Genomic DNA, 12562 nt, shown 5'->3' with positions numbered 1-12562 from the left:
TTCTATTTCTCAATTGACAATCATTATCATTCAACCTAATTTGTCGCTCGACGCGCAGGGCGACGCAGGTTGCGAGTCGTCCCGCCAACCTTTTTGCAGCAGGGTGATTTCCATGATGGAACCAGTATCCACAAGCAGGTGCGATTCACCGCTACTTCAAGCGTTCGTCGACAATCGACTGATTCTGGTCAAGATTGCAGCCCGCATTACCGGGTGCAGGTCACGCGCTGAAGACGTGGTGCAGGATGCGTTTTTCCGGCTGCAATCAGCACCGGCGATCACATCGTCCTTCAAGGCTCAGCTCAGCTATCTGTTCCAGATCGTGCGCAACCTGGCGATCGACCACTACCGCAAGCAGGCGCTGGAACAAAAGTATTCCGGCCCTGAAGAGGAAGGTCTGAACGTGGTGATTCAAGGTGCCTCCCCCGAGACCTCGCACATCAATTTCTCGACCCTTGAGTACATTGCCGATGCGCTGACGGAGCTGCCGAGCCGTACCCGCTACGCCTTCGAGATGTACCGCCTGCACGGGGTGCCGCAGAAGGACATTGCCAAGGAGCTCGGTGTTTCGCCGACCCTGGTGAACTTCATGATTCGCGATGCGCTGGTGCACTGCCGCAAGGTATCGGGGAGTCGGGCGGACACCTTTGCTCGTCGTTAAGATCTGATTTCTGTGGTGCCTTCATCGCGAGCAGGCTCGCTCCCACATTGGACCTGTGTACGTAGATCGACTGTGGGAGCGAGCCTGCTCGCGATGGCTGACTCAAGACCGATACAGGTGCTGAGCCAAACCCATCAAGCCAACGCACACCGATCAAAAAACCGCTCCCGCCTCAACACCATCAACGCCGCGCGCTTGTGCGGGAAGTCGAACGCTTTCTCGCAGTAAAACCCCTGCCCCTGCATGTACACGATCATCCTGGCGTTGTCGGCGCGAGGCTCGGCCACCACCCGTTGCGTGCGCGGATCATCGAGAAACAGGTAATGCACCAGCGCCGATAACCAGCTCGCCACCTTGTGTGGACCCCGGTGGTTTTCTTCACCCACCAGCATGTGAATGCCCCGGTCATAATCGCCAGCGTCATAGAACGGCGCGATGCGATCTTCCTTCGCCCAATACGCTTCAAAATAGGCAAACGGTTGATCATCGAAACAGCCGATCAGGGTCACCGTATGTGGGTCCGCCGCCAGTTTGCTCAGGTATTGGCGATGTTGTTCGAGGCTGCCCTCCTCTTGCCAGAAACTGGCTACGCGCGGGTTGTTCTGCCAGCGGTTGAAACGCTCCAGGTCCTGTTCAATGTCTACCGTGCGCAAAGAAATCCAGGCACCTAGGCGAGCGTCATAGCGTCGATAGACTTCACCGCTCGGCTTCAATGGACGCAGCGGATGGCGCTTGCTATCGCTGATGACCGGATGGTGTGGATAGCTGGGCGTCGGCCCCTCGCCCAGCCATGGCTGAGGCAATTGCCAGAACAGTGGGCGCAAGCAGAGATATTGGCCGACGACTTCACCTGGAATCAGCAAGCCGCTGAGCAGGGCTTGGGTGGGGGTCTCATCGAGTTGCCAGATTAAACGCTGGCAGGCCGGATCACGGGCAAACAGCCAATAACACGCAAACCGGATGGAATGCTCGACGGGGTGGCCGAACGGTTCTTCTACTAGCACCTTCAACTCGGGTTCACGGCTCAGGCGCAGCTGAATCAATGGCTGCCCTTGCAGATGCAAGTGCAGGCGGCTTTCGGTTTCATCCGCGACAAGCAGACCTCCGGATGGCAAGGCCAGGGCAGTCAGGTCATTCAAATTGGGCATGGGACGGGCTCACGATAATCGTCGACAGTTCAACAAAGTGACGTGAGCCGGGGCAGGAAATTTAGAGCAAGTGCGTAAATACCGTGGCGCGATATCAGTCTCGCGGCACCGGCACCACGGCAATTTTGTACGGATCGAAAATCCTCAGCAGCTGCCCGTTATCCCGCAAGTCTTGCAGCAACTTGCCGAACGCCTCACCACTGATGGGCGCGGCGGGACGCAGGATGGCGTAGTGGTGATAGACCTGATCGATACGCTGGGACACCAGCAGCTGATCGCCGATATTCTCGTTGCGCAGCAGGTAATCGCTCAGGTACGAGCGCGTTACCAGGGCAATGTCGGACCGACCGCGCAGCACCATCAGCAGGTTACTGTCGTGGGAATAGGTCAGCGTAGCGTTGTAGTTTTGCGCGAGGAATTTCGAGTCGGCATTGAAGTGGGCGAACTCGTAGTGATAGCCGCGGAACAACGCCAGCCGTTTGCCGTCCAGGTCGGCAAAGTAGTTTTGCTGGCGGTCCGGCAGGCGCTGCGCGACAAAGATCTCGGCGTCTTCCAGGCCCATGTCGACAGTGGTATGCGGGATGTCGTGCCAGCCCCAGTTCGGGTTCTCGAAAATCGCCATGTCGAACCGGCCCTGCTTCAAATCACCGAAGCGCCGGGGGATGGAGGTGGGCATCAGGACAAACCGGTAGTCGCTTTGCAGGCGATTCAACGCCTCGACCAATTGAGGCAGCAGGCCGGTGTCGACCCCGGATTCGGGGCGGATGGTATAGGGAGGGAAATGGGCGGCACCCACCCGTACCGTCTGCGCAGCGTGGGATGGCGATACCCCTAGCACCGTAAGCGATGCCAGCAATAGCGCCGCAGCCGTTCTGATTGGCGAAGACATCAAAACAACCCACTCCTTGAAAAATACGCATCAATGCATTCAAGCCAGGTGGTTTCGACCACTTAGCCAATTCCCTTTGTTACTGATTTTCTTCCAGTACGAGAATCAAAGCTTCGTCGGCCAATTGATCGAGGCTCATGCTGCCGCCTGCGCGAAACCAGGTGGTGGTCCAGGACAACGCTCCCGTCAGGAAGCGGCGCGTGATGAATACATCACCGCGAATAAAACCCGCCTCTTTGGCTTCGCCCAACACCTGCAGCCAGATGTCTTCATATATATCGCGCAGTGCCAGCACCTGCGCCTGCCCGTCCTCAGACAACGAGCGCCATTCATAGACCAGCACTGCCATGGCTTCGCCGCGCCCCCCCATGATCGACTGCAACTCACAGCGAATCAGCGCCAGCACGCGTTCGCGCACGTTGCTGGCCTCGTCGAGGGCTGCACGCATCAAAGCCATGTTGTAGCGGATGGTCTCTTCCATCACGGCGCGCAGGATTTCGTCCTTGCTCTTGAAGTGATGAAAAATACTGCCTGACTGAATGCCCACGGCGCCCGCCAGATCGCGCACGGTGGTGCGTTCATAACCTTTGTTGCGGAACAGGTGAGCCGCCACTTGCAGCAGTTTGCCGCGGGCGCTGTCCGGGTCGGTCAATTGGCCGCTGTCGACCAATTCGCGCATGACCCTCAGGGCTTTTTGCTCGTCCACCCGTTCTCTCCTACAGTCGATCAATCAAATACGCCGTTCGCCGCTAAAACAGCGAGGGTGCGCGGGCAATTTAAGCTGGCGACGACCACCAAGCAAGCGCTCGGGAAGAAGATATTTCAGGCATTTACAAACCAAGCGCTTGCTTGGTAGTCTCGATTCACTTCAGTGGGAGGTGGCTATGGAGTTGACTGTGCCTAAAACGATTCGCATCGGCTGCGCCAGCGCCTTCTGGGGCGACACCTCGACCGCCGCTGCGCAATTGGTGGAAGGTGGTCGTCTGGATTATCTGGTTTTCGACTATCTGGCCGAGATCACCCTGTCGATCATGGCCGGTGCGAGGATGAAAGACCCACAGGCCGGCTATGCGGGCGACTTCATCGAAGTCCTCAGCCCGTTGTTGGGCCAACTCGCCGAACAGAATATCCGCGTTATCAGCAACGCCGGAGGCATCAACCCGCTGGCCTGCGCCGCCGCCCTGCAATCGGCCTGCGACAAGGCCGGGGTGGCGCTGAAAATCGCGGTGTTGCTCGGCGATGACCTGCAACCGCAGTTCAAACAGCTGAGCGGCCTTGGCCTTCATGAAATGTTCAGCGGCGCGCCGTTACCGCCCCTGTGCGTGTCGACCAACGCCTACCTCGGCGCGCCGGGCATCGTCGAAGCGCTACGGCTGGGCGCGGACATCGTCATCACCGGGCGCGTGGTCGACAGCGCCGTGGTCAGCGCTGCGCTGGTGCATGAATTCGATTGGTCCTGGCACGACTACGACAAACTGGCACAGGCCGCGTTGGCCGGCCACATCATCGAATGCGGCGCCCAATGCACCGGCGGTAATTTCACCGACTGGCGAGACGTGCCCGACTACGAACACATCGGTTTCCCCATCGTCGAAGTCAGCGCCGACAGCCAGTTCATCGTCAGCAAACCTGAAGGCTCCGGCGGCCTGGTCACGCCACTGACCGTCGGCGAGCAGATGTTGTATGAAATCGGTGATCCGCGTGCGTACTTGCTGCCCGATGTGGTCTGCGATTTCACCCAGGTCAAACTGCAGCAGCAAGGCAAAAACGCGGTTCAGGTGCACGGCGCCAAAGGCCTGCCGCCGACCGGTCAGTACAAAGTCAGCGCGACGTACCCGGACGGTTTTCGCTGCACCGCCAGTTGCCTGATCGCGGGCATCGATGCCGTCGACAAGGCGCGGCGGGTCAGCGAAGCGATCATCAACAAGACCTCGGACATTTTCAGCCAGCGCGGCTGGGCGCCCTACAGCGAAGTGAACATTGAGCTGCTCGGCAGCGAAGCCACCTACGGCCCCCACGGCCAGCGCCAGGACAGCCGCGAAGTGGTGATCAAACTCGCCGTGCGTCACCCGAGCAAACAGGCCTTGATCGTGTTCTCCCGGGAAATCGCCCAGGCCGCAACGGGCATGGCGCCGGGGCTGACCGGCATTGTCGGTGGGCGGCCAACGGTGTATCCGCTGATCCACCTGTTCTCCTTCCTTATCGACAAAACCGCCTGCACGCTGGACATTGATTTCAACGGCCAGCGCCACGCCTGCGCCCTGCCTGCCGTCGATGTGCTCGACCCGGATGACTTGCCTGTCCCGTTCGACCCACCGCAGCCCAAAGAGCGCGCCGACGCCAGCGTGGCCCTGATCCAGCTCGCGGTCGCCCGCTCTGGCGACAAGGGCAATCACAGCAACATCGGGGTCATGGCTCGCGAGCCCGAGTACTTGCCGTGGATCGCCGAAGCGCTGACGCCGGAGGTCATGGTCGACTGGATGAGCCACGTCCTCGATCCCGTTCACGGGCGTGTCGGACGCTGGTATCTGCCCGGCACCCACAGCCTTAATTTTCTCCTGGAAAACGCCCTCGGCGGTGGTGGCGTGGCCAGCCTGCGGATCGACCCGCAAGGCAAAGCCTTCGCCCAGCAGCTGTTGGAGATCCAGATTCCGGTGCCTTCGCGCATCGCCGACCAAGTCAACTAGAGGACTGTCGCCATGGCTTACGATTCGATTTTCAAAACCGATTTGTTTGCGGGCCAAACCATCATTGTCACCGGTGGCGGCAGCGGCATCGGCCGATGCACCGCACATGAACTGGCGGCACTCGGCGCGCATGTGCTGTTGATCGGGCGCAATGCCGACAAGTTGAAAAACGTCGCGGTCGAGATTGCCGAAGACGGTGGCAAAGCCGATTGGGCCGTCTGCGATATTCGCGAGGAAGAAGCGGTCAAGCACCTGATCAGCGAGCTGATCCGCAAACACGGACCGATACATGGCCTGGTCAACAACGCCGGCGGGCAATTTCCTGCGCCGCTGGCCTCTATCAATCAGAAAGGTTTCGAAACCGTGGTGCGCACCAATCTGGTGGGCGGTTTCCTGATGGCCCGAGAAGTGTTCAACCAGTCCATGAGCAAGCATGGCGGCGCCATCGTCAACATGCTCGCCGACATGTGGGGCGGCATGCCCGGCATGGGGCATTCGGGCGCGGCGCGTTCGGGCATGGATAACCTGACCAAGACCGCCGCCTTCGAATGGGGTTACGCCGGGGTGCGGGTCAACGCGGTGGCGCCGGGGTGGGTCGCGTCCAGCGGCATGGACACTTACGAAGGCGCCTTCAAAGCGGTGATTCCAACCTTGCGCGAACACGTGCCGCTCAAACGCATCGGCACCGAATCGGAAGTCAGCGCGGCGATTGTGTTCCTGCTCAGCCCGGCAGCGGCGTTTGTCAGCGGCAGCACTTTGCGCATCGACGGCGCCGCCAGCCTTGGCGGACGCGCCTGGCCGATTCACAAGGCTACAAACAGCGAATCCTATAACGGTTTTCACCGAGCCTATTTACCAGACGTGCTCCAGGACAAGGAATAAGCCATGCCGGTGATTCAGTCGCAAGTGGACCCGTTCAGCGCACAGTTCGCCCAGAACCGCGCAGCGATGCTGGCCGTGATCGAACACGTGCGACAGCTCGAACAAAACCTGTTGAACAAGGCGGCCGAAGCCAAGCCAAAATTCGACAAGCGCGGGCAACTGCTGCCGCGCGAGCGCCTCAACCTGCTGCTCGACCCCGGCGCGCCGTTCCTCGAACTGGCCAGCCTGGCCGGCTACAAGCTGCACGACGATAAGGACGGGAGCGCGGCCGGTGGTGGTTTGATTGCCGGGATCGGTTACGTGTCCGGCGTACGGGTACTGGTGGTGGCGAACAACAGCGCGATCAAAGGTGGCACCATTTCCCCCAGCGGATTGAAAAAGTCCCTGCGCCTGCAACAGATCGCCATGGAGAACAAACTGCCGGTGATCACCCTCGCCGAAAGCGGCGGCGCCAACCTGAATTACGCAGCCGACATTTTCGTCGAAGGCGCACGCAGCTTTGCCAATCAGGCGCGGATGTCAGCCATGGGTCTGCCGCAGATTACCGTGGTGCATGGCTCGGCCACCGCCGGTGGCGCTTATCAGCCGGGATTGTCGGATTACGTGGTGGTCGTGCGCGGCAAGGCCAAGCTGTTTCTCGCCGGCCCGCCACTGCTCAAGGCGGCGACCGGTGAAGTGGCCACCGACGAAGAACTGGGCGGCGCAGAGATGCATGCGCAAATCGCCGGCACCGCCGAGTACCTGGCCGAGAACGATGCCGACGGCGTGCGCCAGGTGCGCGAGATCGTCGGCATGCTGCCGTGGAATGATCAGTTGCCCTCGCGCCCCGAGCGTCGCTGGGAAGAACCGCTCTACCCCATCGAGGAGCTGCTGGGCCTGATCCCGGATGACCCGAAAAAACCCTATGACGTACGCGACATCATCGCCCGGATCGCCGACGGTTCGAACTTCCTCGAATTCAAGGGAGAGTTCGATCAGCAGACTGTCTGCGGCCAACTGAAAATCCAGGGGCGTGCCTGCGGCTTCATCGGCAATAACGGCCCGATCACGCCCAAGGGCGCCAGCAAGGCCGCGCAGTTTATCCAGCTGTGTGACCAGAGCCAGACGCCGCTGCTGTTTTTCCACAACACCACCGGGTTCATGGTCGGCACCGAGTCGGAACAGCAAGGCGTGATCAAGCACGGCGCGAAGATGATTCAAGCGGTGGCGAATGCCCGGGTGCCGAAACTCACGATTGTCGTGGGCGGCTCCTATGGCGCGGGCAACTACGCGATGTGCGGTCGCGGCCTTGATCCTCGCTTCATCTTCGCCTGGCCCAACAGTCGAACGGCTGTGATGGGCGGTGCTCAAGCGGGCAAAGTGCTGCGGATCGTCACCGAGGCCAAACAACTGAAAGACGGTTTGGTGGCCGATCCGAAGATGCTCGACATGCTCGAACAGGTCACCGCGCAGAAACTCGACATTCAGTCCACCGCCCTCTACGGCAGTGCCAATCTATGGGACGACGGGTTGATCGATCCACGGGACACCCGGACATTGCTTGGTTACTTGCTGGATATCTGTCACGAGGCCGAGGTGCGGCCGCTGCAAACCAACAGTTTTGGCGTCGCCAGGTTCTAGACCGGTCTTTAGGAGAACAATAAAAATGATCTTCACCCAGGAACACGAAGCACTGCGCCGCACCGTACGCCAGTTCGTCGATCACGAGATCAACCCGCACGTCGAGGAATGGGAAAAGGCCGGTCGTTTCCCCATCCACGAGATCTTCCGCAAGGCCGGTGACCTCGGCCTGCTGGGGATTTCCAAACCGGAAAAATTCGGTGGCATGGGGCTGGACTACAGCTACTCGATCGTCGCCGCCGAAGAGTTCGGCACCATCCATTGCGGCGGCATTCCGATGTCCATCGGCGTGCAGACCGACATGTGCACGCCCGCCCTCGCCCGCTTCGGCTCCGATGAGTTGCGTGAAGAATTCCTGCGCCCGGCCATTACCGGCGAACAGGTCGGTTGCATCGGCGTTTCCGAAGTCGGTGCCGGTTCCGACGTCGCCGGGCTGAAAACCACGGCCCGCAAGGACGGCGACGACTACGTGATCAACGGCAGCAAGATGTGGATCACCAACTCGCCCTGCGCCGATTTCATTTGCCTGCTGGCCAACACCTCGGACGACAAACCGCACATCAACAAATCGCTGATCATGGTGCCTATGAACACCCCAGGCATCAGCCTCAGTTCCCACTTGGACAAGCTCGGCATGCGCAGCTCGGAAACCGCCCAAGTGTTTTTCGACAACGTGCGTGTGCCGCAACGTAACCGCATCGGCCATGAAGGTGCCGGGTTCATGATGCAAATGCTGCAATTCCAGGAAGAACGCCTGTTCGGTGCGGCGAACATGATCAAGGGCCTGGAGTACTGCGTCGACAGCACCATCGAGTACTGCAAGGAACGTAAAACCTTTGGCAATGCGCTGATCGACAACCAGGTGATCCATTTCCGTCTGGCGGAGCTGCAAACCGAAATCGAATGCCTGCGAGCACTGGTCTATCAGGCCACCGAGCAATACATCAAAGGCCAGGACGTCACCCGCCTGGCCTCCATGGCCAAACTCAAGGCCGGACGCCTGGGTCGCGAAGTCAGCGACAGCTGCCTGCAGTATTGGGGTGGCATGGGTTTCATGTGGGACAACCCGGTCGCCCGCGCTTACCGTGACGTGCGGCTGGTGTCGATTGGCGGCGGTGCCGACGAAATCATGCTGGGGATCATCTGCAAACTCATGGGCATCCTGCCGGGGAAAAAGAAATGAGCGCCCTGCCCGATTGCCAGACGTTGCTGTTGGAGGCGCATAACGGCGTGCTGCATATCACGCTCAATCGCCCGGAAAGCCGCAATGCCATGAGCCTGCAAATGGTCGCCGAACTGCGCGCGGTATTCGCGGCGGTACGCGATGATCGGGCGGTTCGAGCCTTGGTGATCGGCGGAGCCGGCGGGCACTTCTGTGCCGGGGGCGACATCAAGGACATGGCCAATGCACGCGCCCAAGGCCCGGACGCCTATCGCGAGTTGAACCGGGCATTCGGCGCGCTGCTGCAGGAGGTGCAGCACGCGCCACAAGTGGTGATCACGGTGCTGCAAGGCGCGGTGTTGGGCGGCGGCCTGGGGCTGGCCTGCGTCAGCGACATCGCCTTGGCCGATCACTTGGCGCAGTTCGGTTTGCCGGAAACCAGCCTAGGATTGCTGCCTGCGCAAATAGCGCCCTTTGTGGTCCAGCGCATCGGCCTGACCCAGGCCCGGCGACTGGCGCTGACCGCCGCGCGTTTTGACGGTACCCAGGCGCGGCGGATGGGCCTGGTGCATTTTGTCGAGCACGACGCGCAAGCGCTGGCCGAACGCCTCGATGAAATCCTCGCCCATGTACTGTGCTGTGCGCCGGGTGCCAATGCGACGACCAAAAAACTGTTGCTGGCGAGTGCCGGGCAAACGACGGATGCGTTGCTGGATGACGCGGCGCAGTGGTTTAGCGAAGCGGTGACCGGGGCGGAAGGTGTCGAAGGGACCATGGCTTTTGTGCAAAAAAGAAAACCGGGGTGGGCCACTTAGAAGCATCGCGAGCAGGCTCGCTCCCACAGGGGAATGCATTCCATATGTGGGAGCGAGCCTGCTCGCGATGAGGCCCTGACACTCACAGCAAAATTCAAGGGAAGAACCCATGCCCGGACTCAGAAAAATCCTGATCGCCAACCGCGGTGAAATCGCCTGCCGCATCCAGCGCACCGTCCAGGCGCTGGGCTATCGCACCGTCGCCATCTTCAGCGATGCCGACGCCGACGCCCTGCACGTGCAAATGGCCGATGAAGCCGTCAACATCGGCCCGGCCCCGGTGCAGCAGTCTTATCTGAACATCCCGGCCATCATCGACGCCGCCCGGCGCACCGGTGCCGACGCCATCCACCCCGGCTACGGCTTCCTCTCGGAAAATGCCGGCTTCGCCCTTGCCTGTCGTGACGCGGGCATCACCTTCATCGGCCCCAGCCCCGAAGCCATTGAGCTGATGGGCAGCAAGCGCCTGTCGAAAATCGCCATGATCGACGCTGGCGTGCCGTGTGTTAAAGGCTATCAAGGCGCCGAACAGGACGACGCAACCCTGAGCCGCGAAGCCGAACGCATCGGTTACCCACTGATGATCAAGGCCAGTGCGGGCGGGGGTGGACGTGGCATGCGCCTGGTGCAGGACGCCAGCCGGTTGCTGGAACAACTGCGTACCGCACGCTCCGAAGCGCAGCATGGTTTTGGCAGCGACGAACTGATCCTCGAACAAGCCTTGATCGACCCGCGTCATGTGGAGATTCAGCTGTTTGGCGATCAGCACGGCAACCTGATTTACCTCGGAGAGCGCGACTGTTCGATTCAGCGGCGCCATCAGAAAGTCATCGAAGAAGCGCCCTGCCCGGTGATGACTCCCGAATTGCGTCAGGCCATGGGTGAGGCCGCGCTCAAGGCAGGTCGGGCAGTGAATTACGTCGGCGCTGGCACCGTGGAGTTTCTGCTGGACGCGCGTGGGCAGTTCTACTTTCTGGAGATGAACACCCGGCTGCAAGTGGAACACCCGGTGACCGAATTGATCACCGGCCTGGACCTGGTGGCCTGGCAATTACTCGTCGCCGAAGGACAACCGTTGCCGTTACAGCAGGAACAAGTGCAGCTCAATGGCCATGCCATGGAAGTGCGCCTGTACGCCGAAGACCCGACTCACGACTTTCTACCACAAACCGGTCAGATCACGGCTTGGGAACCTGCGTTGCCGGACGGTGTACGGATCGATCATGGCCTGATTGAAGGCCAAGCCATCAGCCCGTTCTATGACCCGATGCTGGGCAAGATCATCGCCCACGGTGCGACCCGCGAAGAAGCCCGGCGCAAGTTGCTACGGGCAGTGCAGGACAGCGTGCTGCTGGGCGTACAGAGCAATCAGCGCTTGCTCGCCAGTCTGCTGCAACACCCGCAGTTCATCAGTGGCGAGTTCAGCACCGGGTTCATCCCGACTTGTTTCGTTGATGATCCGTGCTTGCAGGCCCGTGTCCCGAGCGCTGCAGAACTGGCCATCGCTGCGGCGCTGTTCTATCAAGCGTCGGCACAGACTCACCCGGCACCATTGGCCGGCTGGCGCAACAACGCCAGCGCGCCCTTGCACTATCGCATCGGCCTGAATGATCACGACTGGCCGGTGGAACTGAACGCTTCGCCTGACGAGTCATTCCGAATTCGAGTGGCCGAGCAACTGCTCGAATTGAAGATCATCCGCTGCGACGGGCGCTGGGCAATGCTGGACATCGACGGCATCCACCAGCGTCATGCCTATCGCCTCGATGCTGGGCACCTCTGGTTATTCACCCGCCCCGGCAGTTTGAAACTGCTGGACCGGACTCAGGCACTGGTGAGCAGTCAAGCCAGTGTCAGTACCGGCACACTCAAAGCCCCCATGGACGGTGCCATCGTCGACGTGTTGGTCACCGAGGGCAGTCCGGTCAGCAAAGGCCAGCTGTTAGTGGTGCTCGAAGCCATGAAAATGGAGCACCCGCTCAAATCAGGTATCGACGGGGTGCTTAAACGTTTGCAGGTGCAAGTCGGCGATCAGGTTAAAAATCGTCAGATTTTGTTGGAGGTCGAATAAGCCGCTAGGCGGATCCGTCGGGTTTGGCTACGCTCATGCCCTATCACGACGCGGATACCAGGAACCCTGCAATGCCTCACTGGCTGGTGATAGATCTGGAAGCCACCACCGATGAGGGTGGCTGGCCGGTAACGGAAATGGAAATCATCGAAATCGGTGCCACCCTGGTGGACCGCAAAGGTCGCGAACTGGACCACTTCCAGCGTTTCGTGCGGCCGTTGCGTCGGCCCTTGCTGACACCGTTTTGCCGGGAGCTGACTCGCATCACCCAAGGCAATATCGATGCCGCGCAACCGTTGACCGAGGTTTGGCCGGCATTCGAGCGCTGGCTGGGCCACCATCACTCACGACTGGAAGGTTGGGCGAGTTGGGGGGACTACGACCGCAAACAGTTGGTTCAGGAATGGGAGCGCCTGCAACTCGACAGCGCCCTCAGCCGCGTGCCGCACATGAACCTCAAGCAGCGCTTTGCCAAGGCCAGACGGCTGGAACGTCCGCTGGGGCTCAATGGCGCCTTGCAACTGGCGGGCATGCAGTTCACCGGCCAGCAACACCGGGCGCTGGAAGATGCGCGCAATACCGCGCGTTTGTTGCCACTGACTCTCCCCATCTAGAGAGGTGACGGCG

General features: G+C 60.6%; 11 protein-coding genes. 8 read left to right on the top strand and 3 right to left on the bottom strand.

The genetic code is table 11. The features are described from left to right. Positions 1-112 precede the first annotated feature (112 nt). Positions 113-661, top strand: a complete 549-nt coding sequence (locus J2Y56_RS15885) for an RNA polymerase factor sigma-70 (protein WP_310351272.1) — start codon at positions 113-115, stop codon at positions 659-661. A 134-nt stretch (positions 662-795) separates the two neighbouring features. Here J2Y56_RS15885 and J2Y56_RS15880 read toward each other — a convergent pair whose 3' ends face one another. The 3 genes from J2Y56_RS15880 to J2Y56_RS15870 form a co-directional block, all read right to left on the bottom strand. Next, entirely contained in the window at positions 796-1809 is a 1014-nt protein-coding gene (locus J2Y56_RS15880; RefSeq protein ID WP_310351271.1) for a GNAT family N-acetyltransferase, read from the bottom strand. Positions 1810-1903: 94 nt separating this feature from the next. Further along, positions 1904-2698: a transporter substrate-binding domain-containing protein gene (locus J2Y56_RS15875; RefSeq protein ID WP_310351269.1), complete on the bottom strand. Its 795-nt coding sequence runs from the start codon at positions 2696-2698 to the stop codon at positions 1904-1906. 79 nt (positions 2699-2777) lie between these two features. Then, positions 2778-3404, bottom strand: coding sequence for a TetR/AcrR family transcriptional regulator (locus tag J2Y56_RS15870; protein WP_310351267.1), 627 nt, complete (start codon positions 3402-3404; stop codon positions 2778-2780). A 190-nt stretch (positions 3405-3594) separates the two neighbouring features. Here J2Y56_RS15870 and J2Y56_RS15865 point away from each other — a divergent pair, with 190 nt between their 5' ends. The 7 genes from J2Y56_RS15865 to J2Y56_RS15835 all read left to right on the top strand — a co-directional run bounded on the left by J2Y56_RS15865 (position 3595) and on the right by J2Y56_RS15835 (position 12549). After that, positions 3595-5385, top strand: a complete 1791-nt coding sequence (locus tag J2Y56_RS15865) for an acyclic terpene utilization AtuA family protein (protein ID WP_310351263.1) — start codon at positions 3595-3597, stop codon at positions 5383-5385. 12 nt (positions 5386-5397) lie between these two features. Next, positions 5398-6267, top strand: coding sequence for an SDR family oxidoreductase (locus J2Y56_RS15860; RefSeq protein ID WP_150781969.1), 870 nt, complete (start codon positions 5398-5400; stop codon positions 6265-6267). Positions 6268-6270: 3 nt separating this feature from the next. Continuing rightward, a complete protein-coding gene (gene atuC / locus J2Y56_RS15855) occupies positions 6271-7887 on the top strand; it encodes a geranyl-CoA carboxylase subunit beta (protein WP_310351260.1) in 1617 nt (538 codons plus the stop codon). Positions 7888-7912: 25 nt separating this feature from the next. Next, positions 7913-9070 carry a citronellyl-CoA dehydrogenase gene (gene atuD, locus J2Y56_RS15850; RefSeq protein ID WP_310351258.1) on the top strand — a complete coding sequence of 386 codons (1158 nt, stop codon included), beginning with the start codon at positions 7913-7915 and terminating at the stop codon, positions 9068-9070. Beyond that, entirely contained in the window at positions 9067-9864 is a 798-nt protein-coding gene (locus J2Y56_RS15845; protein WP_310351255.1) for an enoyl-CoA hydratase-related protein, read from the top strand. Before atuD ends, J2Y56_RS15845 begins: the two co-directional genes overlap by 4 nt. Positions 9865-9973: 109 nt before the next feature. Next, the gene (locus tag J2Y56_RS15840; protein ID WP_310351254.1) at positions 9974-11935 is read left to right on the top strand and encodes an acetyl/propionyl/methylcrotonyl-CoA carboxylase subunit alpha; all 1962 of its coding nucleotides are present in this window, start codon (positions 9974-9976) and stop codon (positions 11933-11935) included. 71 nt (positions 11936-12006) lie between these two features. After that, on the top strand, positions 12007-12549 hold the full coding sequence (locus J2Y56_RS15835; protein WP_310351251.1) for an exonuclease domain-containing protein: 543 nt from the start codon (positions 12007-12009) through the stop codon (positions 12547-12549). The last annotated feature ends 13 nt before the right edge of the window (positions 12550-12562 follow it).

Origin of the sequence: Pseudomonas sp. BE134, assembly GCF_031456105.1 — a bacterium.
Classification (GTDB): Bacteria; Pseudomonadota; Gammaproteobacteria; order Pseudomonadales; family Pseudomonadaceae; genus Aquipseudomonas.
Note: the sequence above shows the minus strand (reverse complement) of the source record. Positions and strands in the feature narration are given on the sequence as shown.